The sequence below is a fragment of the Trichocoleus sp. FACHB-6 genome, from assembly GCF_014695815.1.
GTDB lineage: Bacteria > Cyanobacteriota > Cyanobacteriia > Cyanobacteriales > FACHB-T130 > Funiculus > Funiculus sociatus.
This window is the reverse complement of sequence record NZ_JACJOY010000024.1, coordinates 19,162-32,350: the sequence shown is the minus strand read 5'-3', so window position 1 is coordinate 32,350 and position 13,189 is coordinate 19,162. Positions and strand designations below refer to the sequence as shown.

General features: G+C 45.5%; 13 protein-coding genes and 1 pseudogene. 9 read left to right on the top strand and 5 right to left on the bottom strand.

Going from position 1 to position 13,189, the window contains the following annotated elements:
- Positions 1 to 113: 113 nt before the first annotated feature.
- The 5 genes and pseudogenes from H6F66_RS04560 to H6F66_RS04540 form a co-directional block, all read left to right on the top strand.
- Positions 114 to 461: pseudogene (locus H6F66_RS04560) on the top strand (AEC family transporter); the annotation flags it as partial.
- A gap of 651 nt (positions 462 to 1,112) precedes the next feature.
- Positions 1,113 to 2,366 carry a DUF4912 domain-containing protein gene (locus H6F66_RS04555; RefSeq protein ID WP_190418670.1) on the top strand — a complete coding sequence of 418 codons (1,254 nt, stop codon included), beginning with the start codon at positions 1,113 to 1,115 and terminating at the stop codon, positions 2,364 to 2,366.
- A 106-nt stretch (positions 2,367 to 2,472) separates the two neighbouring features.
- Positions 2,473 to 3,042, top strand: a complete 570-nt coding sequence (locus H6F66_RS04550) for a CesT family type III secretion system chaperone (RefSeq protein WP_190418668.1) — start codon at positions 2,473 to 2,475, stop codon at positions 3,040 to 3,042.
- A 123-nt stretch (positions 3,043 to 3,165) separates the two neighbouring features.
- Entirely contained in the window at positions 3,166 to 3,570 is a 405-nt protein-coding gene (locus H6F66_RS04545) for a DUF2358 domain-containing protein (RefSeq protein WP_190418666.1), read from the top strand.
- A 165-nt stretch (positions 3,571 to 3,735) separates the two neighbouring features.
- Positions 3,736 to 4,926: a TRC40/GET3/ArsA family transport-energizing ATPase gene (locus H6F66_RS04540; RefSeq protein WP_190418665.1), complete on the top strand. Its 1,191-nt coding sequence runs from the start codon at positions 3,736 to 3,738 to the stop codon at positions 4,924 to 4,926.
- A 96-nt stretch (positions 4,927 to 5,022) separates the two neighbouring features.
- Here H6F66_RS04540 and H6F66_RS04535 read toward each other — a convergent pair whose 3' ends face one another.
- Positions 5,023 to 5,214 (bottom strand): chlorophyll a/b-binding protein, encoded by a 192-nt coding sequence (locus H6F66_RS04535; RefSeq protein WP_190418664.1) that lies wholly within the window; start codon positions 5,212 to 5,214, stop codon positions 5,023 to 5,025.
- Between the two features lie 10 nt (positions 5,215 to 5,224).
- Complete coding sequence (locus H6F66_RS04530; protein WP_190418663.1) at positions 5,225 to 6,265, bottom strand: succinate dehydrogenase/fumarate reductase iron-sulfur subunit; 1,041 nt, start codon at positions 6,263 to 6,265, stop codon at positions 5,225 to 5,227.
- Between the two features lie 445 nt (positions 6,266 to 6,710).
- On the opposite strand from H6F66_RS04530, the gene H6F66_RS04525 reads away from it, so the two are divergent.
- The 3 genes from H6F66_RS04525 to H6F66_RS04515 all read left to right on the top strand — a co-directional run bounded on the left by H6F66_RS04525 (position 6,711) and on the right by H6F66_RS04515 (position 9,332).
- Positions 6,711 to 7,142: an AbrB family transcriptional regulator gene (locus tag H6F66_RS04525; RefSeq protein ID WP_190418662.1), complete on the top strand. Its 432-nt coding sequence runs from the start codon at positions 6,711 to 6,713 to the stop codon at positions 7,140 to 7,142.
- A 210-nt stretch (positions 7,143 to 7,352) separates the two neighbouring features.
- Complete coding sequence (locus H6F66_RS04520) at positions 7,353 to 8,252, top strand: type II CAAX endopeptidase family protein (RefSeq protein ID WP_199295203.1); 900 nt, start codon at positions 7,353 to 7,355, stop codon at positions 8,250 to 8,252.
- A gap of 123 nt (positions 8,253 to 8,375) precedes the next feature.
- Positions 8,376 to 9,332: a transposase gene (locus tag H6F66_RS04515; RefSeq protein WP_190418661.1), complete on the top strand. Its 957-nt coding sequence runs from the start codon at positions 8,376 to 8,378 to the stop codon at positions 9,330 to 9,332.
- A 12-nt stretch (positions 9,333 to 9,344) separates the two neighbouring features.
- Here H6F66_RS04515 and cbiE read toward each other — a convergent pair whose 3' ends face one another.
- From cbiE to H6F66_RS04500, 3 genes are all read right to left on the bottom strand, one after another.
- Positions 9,345 to 10,583: a precorrin-6y C5,15-methyltransferase (decarboxylating) subunit CbiE gene (gene cbiE / locus H6F66_RS04510; protein ID WP_190418658.1), complete on the bottom strand. Its 1,239-nt coding sequence runs from the start codon at positions 10,581 to 10,583 to the stop codon at positions 9,345 to 9,347.
- Positions 10,584 to 10,700: 117 nt separating this feature from the next.
- Complete coding sequence (locus H6F66_RS04505; RefSeq protein ID WP_190418656.1) at positions 10,701 to 11,318, bottom strand: cobalt-precorrin-8X methylmutase; 618 nt, start codon at positions 11,316 to 11,318, stop codon at positions 10,701 to 10,703.
- A gap of 70 nt (positions 11,319 to 11,388) precedes the next feature.
- Positions 11,389 to 12,171 (bottom strand): DUF1868 domain-containing protein, encoded by a 783-nt coding sequence (locus H6F66_RS04500; RefSeq protein ID WP_190418653.1) that lies wholly within the window; start codon positions 12,169 to 12,171, stop codon positions 11,389 to 11,391.
- A 34-nt stretch (positions 12,172 to 12,205) separates the two neighbouring features.
- On the opposite strand from H6F66_RS04500, the gene holA reads away from it, so the two are divergent.
- Positions 12,206 to 13,186: a DNA polymerase III subunit delta gene (gene holA, locus H6F66_RS04495; protein ID WP_190418651.1), complete on the top strand. Its 981-nt coding sequence runs from the start codon at positions 12,206 to 12,208 to the stop codon at positions 13,184 to 13,186.
- Positions 13,187 to 13,189 lie beyond the last annotated feature (3 nt).

Below are 13,189 nucleotides of genomic sequence, written 5' to 3'. Positions count from 1 at the left end.
TGAACCGCAAGTTATTGGCTCACACTGTCTGTTGCTTTCTCAATCGTCTCAGTGGTCGAGCACTTCTACAGTTCGATGGTTTAATTGCAGATTGATAAGTTGCACATCGCCTAGGACTACAAAGTTCTGTAGGGTTTGTCATTTCTGGAGCCTTTGTGCTGATGGGTATGCGGCTGGCTCAGATTCAGGGATGGAAGAGTTTTCAGACGGCTGTGCTACCTGCCATTTTAAAAGTAGTCGTTCTGCCAACACTGATCGGAATTGTGACGACACTTTGCGGCTTGTCAGGCGAACCGCGCTTAGCAATGGTGCTGATGTCGGGTATGCCTACAGCATTTGCTGGTCTGATCCTGGCAGAGGAGTACAACCTTAACCGAGATTTAATCGCCAGCAGTATTGTCGTGAGCACAGGATTGATGCTGCTGATGATTCCTCTATGGGTAGTTTTGTTCGGACAGTAGATCCAGCTACCCATTACGCCAAAGCCAATATCTCAGAATTGTTAACCTCCCTTTCCCTTTAAGCGAAAGAGTTGGGGGTTAGGTTTATCTTAATCGAAAAATATTAACGCCAAAGCTAGAAACCCGGTTGCTCGGTTATTTGTCACGAAAGCCTGACATTCTTACCTTACCTAGAAAGTATTTAGGCAAATGCTCCCCGGTAGTTGATCCCACATCCCGCAAATTGTCATAGATTTATGACAATTCGATCCCCAGGTTGCCCATAACTTCGTAGATATACCTATAATCGGCCCAGAAACCCCTTGATTTAACCAGGAATTTTTTACAACATAAGATTAACAAAGCGATCCCGCGATCCCAAAGAAATGTGGAAACCGCATTTCTGAAAACATGGGTGGTCAGTTCGCTTCTCAATTCAGATGGAAAGCAAATAAGTCTTCAAGGTGTCGTTTGAAAATCCTGCTACTTAAAGGAAAAATCGACTCGCTCAAGACCGGAACCAACTAAAAGACGTTACGGATTTCAGTAAGAGGCAATATTGCCCAGCTTTCCGAAGTTGAAGAGACGCGAAACTGCACTTTGTGCGCTTCGTTAACCAGTCTCTAGAGGAGTAACCTACCTGCCGAAAGAAACTACCGGAGACAATACGTTATGGCAAAAGAACGCCCACCCCTAGAAGAGATGACATTGCGGCAACTTCGCAAAGTTGCCAGTGAATGCAGCATCTCTAGATACAGCAGAATGCGGAAAGACCAACTGCTGGCATCAATTCAAGAAGTTCAACGCACCAAGATTTCTCTCAGTCCATCTCGCACACTGGAGGCACAAGAAGAAGTGGAAGCAGCAAAATTTGAACTTGGTCAGGAAGACCGGACTGGCGGTACGCTGGCATCCGTAGACGAAGGGTTAGGAGATTTACCTGGTGGTTACGGTGAAAGCCGCGTTGTCTTGATGCCTCGCGATCCGCAATGGGCTTACACGTACTGGGATATCCCCAACGAGCATAAAGAAGACTTGCGGCGTCAGGGGGGACAACAACTAGCTCTGCGACTCTACGATGTCACAGACATGAGCCTGGAATACCAAAGCCCACACAGCATTCAGGAATATCCTTGCGACGAGTTAGCGCGGGAATGGTATTTGCCGATGCCCGTGAGCGATCGCGACTACGTTGTAGACATCGGCTACCGCTGTGCAGATGGTCGCTTTTTAGTCTTAGCTCGTTCCGCTCCCGTGCGCGTTCCTCCCGTTTATCCTAGCGACTGGATTGAAGACCAATTCATCACCCTGGACTGGGAAGAAGACCTGCGCGGAAAAACCTTCCTCGAATTGGTTCCTCCAGCCAAGAAAATGCCAATGGCAGCAACTGGCTACGGTGCGGCGGCCGTCACTGGCAACCCCATCTACGACGAAATCTTCGGCATGGCTCAGACCGCCGAAGCTCAGCGCGTAGCAGGTTCTCTGTACGGTTCCATGCAGCAAGTATCCCCCGCAGAACAAGCCATCAGCTCCTACGTCTTCCCCTCTGGCGTTGGTATGTGGGCAGTTCCCACCACCTCTGGTCTTACCATGTCCGGTGTTGGAATGTCGGGTGCTGGCTTCTCCGGTTCCGCAATACCCATGCGTCCGCGCCAGTTCTGGTTGATTGCCGATGCTGAGCTAATTGTTTACGGTGCTACCGAGCCTGATGCTACCGTTACCATTGGCGGTCGTCCAATTAAGCTGAATTCCGATGGTACTTTCCGTTTCCAAATGTCCTTCCAAGATGGGTTAATTGACTATCCAATCATGGCTGTCGCGGCTGATGGCGAGCAAACCCGCTCGGTTCACATGAAGTTCACCCGCGAAACTCCTAGCCGGAATACTAACACTAAAGAAGAAGCCGTTCCCGAATGGTTGACCTAAAAGGATGAGGGATGAACAAAAATGAATTAATTCTCCCTTCCTTCCTCAGGTCTATGTCTTGAGAAGTTTCCCCCGACGCAAGTTGGGGGATTATTATTAGAAAATTATGAAATCTGAACAAATCAACGCTAACCTTACAGAAATATTTGGTGCAGAAGCTATTGAGGCAACCGCACCCGGATTGTGGCAAGTAGAAACGCCCCAAATGCGGCTGTTGGTGCTACTATCCGACGATGGATCTTGGTTGCGAGTTCTAGTACCAATCGCACCCGCTCAAGAAGCTCAACCGTTTTTGGAACAGCTCTTAGAAGCCAACTTTGATAATACCCAGGAAAGCCGCTATGCCCTGCATCAAGAGGTGTTATGGGGTGTGTTTCAGCACAATCTCGATAGTTTAAGTGGAGAGGATTTTTCAGGAGCGATCGCGCGACTCGTTTCTCTGCATCAAACAGGTTTATCTGACTGCTTTAACCAGCTCATTGAAACTCGCATCAGTCAAATTATCCTCGCTGCCAAACAACAGGGACAATCCCTCGAAGCAACACTCCAAACCTTAGATCGGTTTTATGAAGAAGGTTTAATGGGTGAAATGGATCTAGGCGCTGAAGCTCGTGAACAAGTGCTAGCAGCTTGGCGACGTCAATTAGAACGCCTCTGGCCAGAAGTGGAACCTTAACACCATTTTAGATTTTGGAATTCCCCCTAAAAATGTAGGGGGAGCGGATTTTGGATTGTGAAACCCTAGCCTTTAGAGAGTTTTAGCAAACTAGGTATAACTTCTAATCATACTTTTTATCTTATGGGCATCCTTCAAATTCTTAAAGAAGACTATCAGAGATTCCCAGAAAACCAGACCTTCAGCATCTATGCAAAAGATATCTTTTTCCAAGATCCCCTCAGCAAATTTCGTGGTCTTGGGAAGTATAAAGCCATGATTGGCTTTATCAACACCTTTTTTATTGCCGTCAAGATGGATTTACACGACATTCGCCAGTCAGGAGACACAATAAACATGGAGTGGACATTAAGTTGGAACACTCCGCTTCCCTGGAAGCCACGCATTGCTGTTCCTGGCTGGAGCGAGTTAAAAGTCAACTCCAATGGGCTAATTAATTCTCATATTGACTACTGGAAATGTTCCCGCCTTGATGTCCTAAAGCAGCATATCCCCGGTTCATCCCGTAAAGGGAATAAAAATGAATAATTTTTAGAGTAAATTTACTATAACGGCTTATAGAAGGTAGTAAAGTAAATAAATTTCATTTAGGATTCAAACTAAGGAATCAAAATCTTCAAGAATACCTGTACTTAGAGAAAACCCGCTAAAGTAAATAAATATAATCAATTTTCAGGCGGGGTTTAATTATCAATGCGTGTAATTTTAATGACAGGGAAAGGGGGCGTTGGCAAAACGTCTGTAGCAGCTGCAACGGGTTTGCGTTGTGCTGAACTCGGCTATAAAACCTTAGTTCTTAGCACCGACCCCGCCCACTCTCTTGCCGACAGTTTTGACCTAGAATTAGGACATGATCCGCGTTTAGTTCGCCCCAACTTGTGGGGAGCAGAGTTAGACGCGCTGATGGAATTGGAGGGCAACTGGGGTGCCGTCAAGCGCTATATCACCCAGGTTTTGCAGGCGCGGGGATTGGATGGCGTACAGGCGGAAGAATTAGCCATTCTACCTGGGATGGACGAAATTTTCGGTTTAGTTCGGATGAAGCGCCACTACGATGAAGGCGAATTTGATGTACTCATTATTGACTCAGCTCCCACTGGAACTGCGCTAAGACTGCTAAGTTTACCGGAAGTTAGCGGTTGGTATATGAGACGTTTTTATAAGCCATTACAAGGAATATCAGTTGCTCTAAGACCTTTGGTTGAACCCATCTTTAGACCACTTGCAGGTTTTTCTTTACCAGATAAAGAGGTCATGGATGCTCCCTATGAATTTTACGAGCAGATTGAAGCGTTGGAAAAAGTATTAACTGACAATACTCAAACTTCGGTGCGCTTAGTCACCAATCCAGAAAAAATGGTGATTAAAGAGTCTCTTCGCGCCCATGCTTATTTAAGTTTGTACAATGTTGCTACGGATTTGGTGGTGGCAAATCGGATTATACCAGAGCAAGTGACTGACCCCTTCTTTCAACGTTGGAAGGAGAATCAGCAGCAATATCGGCATGATATTCACCAAAATTTCCATCCATTGCCTGTGAAGGAAGTTCCGCTTTACTCTGAGGAAATGTGCGGTTTGGATGCCTTAGAACGACTGAAGGAAACGCTATATAAGGACGAAGACCCGACTCAGGTATATTACAAGGAAACGACTCTGAGAGTTGTCCAAGAAAAAAACCAGTACAGTTTGGAACTGTATTTACCTGGTATTGCCAAGGATCAAGTTCAATTGAGTAAAACTGGGGATGAATTAAATATTACCATTGGCAACCATCGGCGAAATTTGGTCTTGCCGCAAGCACTGGCGGCTTTACAACCATCCGGGGCCAAGATGGAGAATGATTATCTGAAAATCCGATTTGCGGATGCAGTTAAGGTGAGCTGAGAAAATTAATCTAGGCAAATTTAGGGATGGAGGCAGATACTCTAGAATCTAGAGTATCTGCCTCGATTTGCTATTTGCTACTTTACGAGTAAGCTATTAGCGCAGCCCCAGCCAGGTGAAAAAGTCCTGATGGGTGAAAAATTCCAGTATTAACAAAGCAACAAACCCTACCATAGCGAAGCGTCCGTTAAGTTGCTCGGCGTAGGATGAAAAGCCAAAAGCAGGTTCTGGACTGTTATAATCTTCTGCTGGCGTTTGTTTTGGTGTCGGAGTAGTTTCAGGATTCATCGCTTTTAGTTTAATATTGGTCAGATGTTGGTTGAGATTCCAGACTTTGAACAGATTCAATAAGCGATCGCACTACCAACGCCCCCTCGGACGGCTCAAATCCCAAAGGGAACTTACCCCGAACCAGCATTCTTAAACCCAGTGGCCCCAAGCTGATTAACCCCTTAATATCTCGAAAAGAGTTACCCACCACTTGCAGCCCAAATCGGCGTTCATCAATCCAACCGCCTTCCTTAACCAAATCAATTAATACTTTCCGGTGGCGAACTTGGCGGCTGTCTTGGGCATCCTTCCGGTCAAGAATTTCCTGTTTAATTTTACCGATTTGATCCATTGGGGCAACATCCATCGGACAAACCGTATTGCACATAAAACAGCGGGTACAGCCCCAAACGCCCTGAGTCCCCTGATTATATTTTTCCAAACGAGATTCTGTTTCAAAGTCGCGAGAATCCGTCACCATCCGGTAAGCTTTAGCTAAAGCGTGGGGGCCTACAAAATCTGGGTTTACTTCACGGGCATTGCATTCAGAATAGCAGGCACCGCATAAAATACAATTGCCTGTTTGATTCAGTTTCTCTCGCTCTTGGGGTGTTTGCAGAAACTCTCGTTCCGGAACTTGCCTTGCACCAGTGCTGACATAGGGTTCAACAGCTTCAAGGTGATCCCAAAAGCTGTGCATATCTACCACCAAATCCTTAATTACAGGCATATTGCCCATTGGGGCAATAGTAATTTCTGGGATGATATCTGAGGTATTTCTCACTGTATCTGAGGTTGTAGCACTTGCCGCTATCTGTTGCAGCCTTTGCAGTTCACTGCCCACATTTTCCTTGCAAGCTAGTGCAGAACGACCATTGATTCGCATTCCGCAGCTGCCGCAAATTGTGTTGCGACAATTCTTGCGAAAAGCTAAACTTCCATCCTGCTCCCACTTAATACGATTTAAGCAATCCAGAATTGTGTTGCCGGGATCAACATCCAGTGTGTAAGTCTGAACTTGAGGAGGAGAATTTTGCTCCTGCCTAATGACCTTAAAAAGGACTTGCATGATTAAAGGCTCTTCATTCTCTCATCTTCTAGTCTAAGACTGAAATCAGCACTGTGTAGGCAAGCACAACTTTGTTTTACATAGATTGACTTGGGTGTGCAGCTCTTAATTTTTTATGTCTAGAGCCATGAAGACAAAACAGATCAATCGCCCCTTTGTCATCCCAAAGATAGATTTCCGATAATAGTACACTTTAGACTTTATAAAATTATAGAGTCTTTAGTCTCTTGTCTCTAGTCGCTCCTTAAATGACTTGACAAGTGGTAGTAAGAACCTCAACTGTTACCGAACAACCAAATTTTGCAGCAAGACATGAACTTGAGGACTCACCTTGTAAAAATCGTTTGTTGGGCTGAGTAAGTTAAATATATATTTTTTATGTACTCAAATATTGGCAGAAGACTCTCTTTACTATACTGTAGATTGAAGTGTATTTTGTAAGACGATGACTGAAACCGCAACATCTCCATTGACAGGGAAAGCACTGCTTCAAAAAGTAAAAGAGCTTTCAAACTTACCACGGCGAGAAACAGCAAAACGCTGTGGCTATTACACCGTGACTAAGAATAACCAGACTCGTGTCAACCTAACAGACTTTTATGACGCAGTTTTGGGCGCTAAAGGTGTTCCTCTCGATCCAGAAGGAACAAAAGATGGTCGTGGACGCGAACCAACCTATCGTGTAAGCGTACACAAAAACGGTCAAATTGTTATTGGTGCAACCTACACTGAGGCAATGGGATTAAAGCCTGGTGATGAGTTTGAAATTAAGCTGGGCTACAAGCATATTCACTTAATTCAGGTGGATGGCGATAAAACCCGGGCAGCGGAAGATATGGAGGAAGATACTGAAGACGAGGAAGATGAGGAATCTTAGGCAGTAATAGTTACTGGTCTAGGGGTGCTTTTGACAAAACAAGCTGTTTCATCTGAAAGAAAATTAACTGGCTTTCCTTAAAGGGGATTGTCTAGTGTTTTGCTAATACATCGGAGGGCTATTGCATAGTAGCTGCGTGGGTTTATGATCGCCCTCCGAAAGTATACAAGGCAGTGTTTTCGCTTTCGTTAAGATGTTAAGCTTGTGCCAATGAAAGCTGTCTTGACAATGGTTATTTTTGACCAAATAAAGCGGTTGCTGGCGTTACTTGCAGAGGCAGCCGCTGTGTGGAAAGCGATCGCTTTTTTCCTTGTTTGGCTAGTTCTTTGGTTGCCAGTGGCGATTCCTCTGGCAAAATTTCTGAAATGGCAACCCCCTAAGCCATTGGCAGTAGAGCAAAAGCTACCGTTATTAGCTTCGCTTTACTTAATTGCCCCACTGATTGTGTGGGGTGCTTCTTTGGTGGAGGGGGTGCCTTTTTCAGATTACGGCTTGGATTGGAAAGCTTCAGTTTTAGTTTCACTGGGACAAGGCTTGGGCTTGGCTGTGCTAAGCCTTGTGGCGGTGTTTGGCATAGAAAAAGCCTTAGGCTGGATAAATTGGCACTGGGAAGAAGATCAAAGCTCTCCAGAGGCAGAGATCCAGTCGCCCAAAATTGGATCGGTAGTGGGATCTATCCTGCTACCGACACTATTAATAGGATTGTTGGTAAGTGGAATTGAAGAGTTAATTTTTCGGGGATTTTTGCTTACTTCCCTCCAGCAAGATTATTCAGTTTGGGTAGCGGCAGTAATTTCCAGCTTAATTTTTGCTCTGCTACATTTGGTTTGGGAACAGCAAGAAACTCTACCCCAGCTGCCGGGATTGTGGCTGATGGGGATGATATTAGTATTAGCTCGTGCTTGTGATGGTGGTAGTCTGGGTTTGCCTTGGGGACTACACGCGGGTTGGATTTGGGTTATAGCTAGTTTGGATACCGTTGGGTTGATTACTTACACCGGTAAAGTTCCAGCTTGGATGACTGGGTTAGGAGAAAAACCCTTAGCTGGGGGGATGGGAATTCTGTGTGTATTAGGAACTGGAGGCTTTCTCTGGGTATTATTTAACTGAACCGACAATCTGAAATAATCTAGAGCAAACAAAGTCTGAGATTATCGGTATCAGAAGAAGTTGTGGGGGAAGCGATCGCAAGTCAGCCACAATTTATGATTCAGCTTCGGCAGTTGAAAACGTATGACCGAGCAATCTACTGATTACGATAGTCCCTGGAAAGAAGTCATAGAGGAATATTTTCCTAGCTTTTTGGAGTTCTTTTTCCCCCTAGTTTATGCCGAAATCGACTGGCAGCGAGATCCAGCCTATGAATTTCTAGATACAGAACTGCAACAGCTAGAACCAGATGCAGAAATTGGGCGGCGTTTGGTAGATAAAGTCGCAAAGGTTTGGCTGCTGGGAGGCGAAGAAGCTTGGGTATTGGTTCATGTGGAAGTTCAAGGTAAGTACGACAGCAAGTTTGCCGAACGAATGTACACATACAATTACCGCTTGTATGACCCCCACAAACAGCGAGTCATCAGCTTAGCGATTTTGGCAGACGAAGAGAAAAATTGGCGGCCTTCTAGCTACGGTTATCAACTTGGCGGATGTCGCGTTAGTTTAGAGTTTCCCGTAGCGAAACTTTTGGACTATGAGGCGCAGTGGGAAAGTCTAGAACAAAGCACTAATCCTTTTGCTGTAATTGTGATGGCGCATTTAAAGACTAAAGCGACGCACCGAAACCCACAGAGTCGTTTACAGTGGAAACTAAGCCTGGTCAGAAGGCTGTACGAACGGGAGTATAGCCGAGAAGATATTCTAAAGTTGTTTCGGTTTATCGACTGGGTGATGATGCTGCCAGAGGAGTTGGCGCAAGGTTTTAAAGCAGTAGTAAAAAGTTATGAGGAGGCGACTAGAATGCGTTACGTAACCAGTATCGAGCGGTTGGCAAAGCAGGAAGGGATGGTGGAAAAGGCACGAGAGGATGCGATCGCAGTCTTGGAAACGCGGTTTCCAGAAGTGCCAAACTCTATTGTCGAGAGGATTAACGGGATAAACGATCCGTCCATGCTGAAAACGCTTTTCACAAAGGCGATTCTTATTGGTTCTGTGGAAGAATTCCAGCAAGTCTTGGATGAAGTAGTTTCTGGATGAGCGATCGCGCCTTCAACGAGTTGCAGTTAAAATCGTCACTGGATTAAGAGGCGAAAACCGCGTCAAGTTTCCCACCGGTACAGAACGTGATAGCTGCACTTGCAACAACTGGTAATCCCAACTGTGACGGGAAAGCCAATCCAAAGCTGTATTAAGATGTTCTAAAGTTGCTAGTGCCAGCACCAAAACACCATTAGAAGTTAGATGATTATTACAGGTATCGAGAATTTCAGTTAAATTGCCGCCGCTACCACCGATAAAGATGCGATTGGGTGGTGGAAGTTGAGATAAAGCTTCTGGTGCATCGCCATGAATAGAAATTACGTTTTCTACTTGGAAGCGATCGCAATTTTTCTGGATTAAACTGGTGCCAGCAGAGGTTTTCTCAATCGCATACACGCGCGATGTGGGGAACAAACGGGCAATTTCGATAGAAACCGATCCAGTTCCGGCACCGATATCCCAGATAATTTGTTTTGGCTGTAGTGCTATTTCTCCTAATACGAGAATACGCACTTCGCGCTTAGTCATCAAACCTGGGCGATCGCTAAAACTCAAAAAACTCCGATCTGGTAATCCCAGCATCGGCAAAGATGCTAAATTTAGAGGCAATTCATCCGCCTCTACACGTAATAATACCACCACATTCAGGGGTGCAAAAGTTTTATCCAGCAGGCTGTCTATCGCCAAACATTGAACCTGTTCATCAACACCGCCGAGATTTTCACATACCCAGAATTGGTAATTGCTGGGTAAATCTAAGGCAAGTAACAGATGTGCGATCGCATTTGGCGTATTGGTCCCATCTGTCAGCACCGCAATCTTCTCCACGCCTTGTTGCAGTGCTACAGTTAACTCATCAAGCGATCGCCCGTGAGCGCTAATCACCCGCGCATCCTGCCAAGGCACTTTAATTTTATTGAAAGCCAGTTGAATCGAACTCAGATGCGGGTAAAAAGTTAATTGTTCTGCTGGAAGTTCTACAAGTAGCAGCCGTCCCAATCCAAAAAATAGGGGATCGCCGCTGACTAATACCACAATTATTTCTGAAGCAATATATAAGCAATTGCGAATTTTGTCAATTGCTGCTTTTAAATCTCCTAGTAGCAAACGTTGGGCTGGATGATGGGGAAAGTAACAGAGGTGGCGATCGCTTCCAATTAGCAGCGTCGCCCGATCCACAATTTGCCGCACAGTTTCTGTTAGTCCTGCTGTGCCATCCAAGCCAATTCCCACAACGTGTACAGTCATAGAAAAGCAAAAGGCGATCCCCCTTGCCCGCCTTCAAAAGGGGGGAGGCAAAAACTAAAAAAAGAAACACAGAGCCTATATTGCTTCCCTCTGCGTCTCTCTTGCCTCTGTGGTTCGTTAACTCTCATAAGCCTCCCAAGCTAAGATGAGCAGAGCATTAACGATAGCAGCAGCTACTGGTGAACCGCCCTTGCGTCCTTCGATGCGAATTTGGGGTACGGGGGTGTTAGCGAGTGCCGCTTTTGACTCTAGCACGGAGATAAAGCCCACAGGTACGCCGATGACCAAAGCTGGTTGTACTGGTGCTTTTGGCAACTCAGCACAAAGAGCTAGTAAAGCTGTGGGAGCATTCCCGATAGCAAAAATCGCGTCGGGAAATAACTCAAAGCATTGCATCAAACCAGTCTCGGTGCGCGTCTTACCGGGAAGTGGGACGGGTGCTTCTTCAACTGCGGCAATTAGCGGGGTGCCAAAAGTTTTCGATACCATCCCAGCAACTCCCTGTTTTACCATGCCTACGTCTGTGATAATAGGCACACGACGCTGGAGTGATGCAATCGCATTCTCAATTGCCCCAGGACTAAATCGAATCAATGTTGCAAACTCAAAATCAGCAGTAGTGTGAATCACCCGCCGGACAATGGCATACTCAGCGGGGCTAAAGTTATGTTCGCCGATTTCTCGGTCAATAACTGCAAAACTCTGCTCCAAAATAGGATGATTTAAAAGGCTCATTGAGGGGCGGGTTTAAGGAGGATTTGCTGTTGCCGAATGCTAAGGTTATCTTAAAACCCGCCCCGACAACTTAAAATTCTAAAACAGGCCAGTCAGGGCCACGATAATAGTGGGTCATATCGTCAAACTTCCTAAGTTCTGCGCGGTGTGCCAAGAGTTCTTGGTAATTTTCTACCCATTGATCGTTAAATTCCGAAAGCTTATTGCATAAAGCTTGGCGATCTAAATCTGGTGAAATATTCCCAAAATATCCTAGTGTAATATGGGCAGTAAAACGGTATTGCTGTTCAACCCTCAAAGCAATCAGACCGGGATTTTGATAAATAAAGCGGCGAAACTGCAAAATTCTTTCGTAGGTTTCCTCGTCCTTGGGTAGTAAACCCACAGCGATCGCGCGAGGCATCACTATCAACCCCAGCAATTGCCAGCGTAAAGGATGCCCTAAACTGATTGACGGCTTAGACTGCTCAAAGATTTTACCAATTGCAGAGCGCAAATGTTCCTCAAAAGCTGGCTTCTGATTCGCGTGTCTGTAAGCACTGTCCCAAATCAAATCCGCTAAAGTTAAGTGAAAGCTCTCCGGAGGTACTGGTACCAAGAAACCGGAGTCAAACTGCTGCAATAGTTGATCTTGGCACACCTTCAAGGTTTCGTAAAACGTAGAATTTTCCGAATCATCCCCCCAAGGTGGCGTGATTACCGTATAGCCTGGGAAAGGCACTGGCTGTCTTTCGCCAGATTCGTCAGGCTTAAACTTCGGAGACTCCTGTATATGTTGTACTTGGGACTGGTAGGTAGCAGGTAGCGGTAGTCGGGCTACTCGATTTAAATAAATTTGATAACTCTCGTCCAATTTTGATATCCTCGCTCTTTTAAAAGATGCTGTAATGCCAATTTACCTTTACTGGGGAGAAGATGATTTTGCCTTGGAAAAAGCCGTTAATCTCCTTTTGCATCGATTTGTCGATCCGCAATGGGCTAGCTTTAACTATGACAAAATTTCCCCCGATCAAGCCAATGCTGCCATCATCGGACTGAATCAGGCGATGACCCCTCCTATGGTTAGCAGTGGGCGTCTAGTATGGTTGACTGATACAACTATATGCCAGCAATGTTCTGAAGACCTGCTGGCTGAGTTGGAGCGTACTATACCAGTAATTCCTGAGTTGTCAGTATTATTACTGACAACGCGAACTAAACCTGATGGTCGTCTAAGATCCACTAAGTTGCTGCAACAGTATGCTGAGATTAGAGAATTTTCTCTCATTCCACCTTGGAAAACAGAAGAGTTGCTAAAACGAGTGCGGCAAGTTTCCCAAGAAGTCGATGTAAAACTGACTCAGGCTGGTGCCGAACTTTTAGCACAGTCTGTGGGAAATGATACCAGGCAGCTTTGGAATGAGCTGGAAAAGTTACATTGCTATGCTGGGACAGAAGCAAAAGCACTTGATGTCGATGTTATTGCTGCTCTGGTAACATCAACCACCCATAATAGCTTGAAGTTGGCAGAGGCAATTATTCAGGGAAATGCGGCTAAAGCTTCCGGTTTGGTTGCTGACTTGATCGGTCGCAATGAACCAGCTTTGAAGATTGTAGCTACTTTGATTGGTCAATTTCGCACCTGGTTATGGGTCAAACTTATGATAGAGGATGGGGAGCGAGATGAAAGAGCGATCGCTACTGCGGTAGAGATAGGCAACCCAAATCGAGTTTACATTCTGCGAAAAGAAGTCAATCCCTTATCAATTCGGCAACTTAGTTTAACATTACCCTTACTGCTGGATCTTGACGTTAGTCTAAAGCGAGGCGCAGATCCCCTTTCGACTCTACAAACTAAAGTTATAGAACTCTGCCTGGTGTATCAGTGAAAC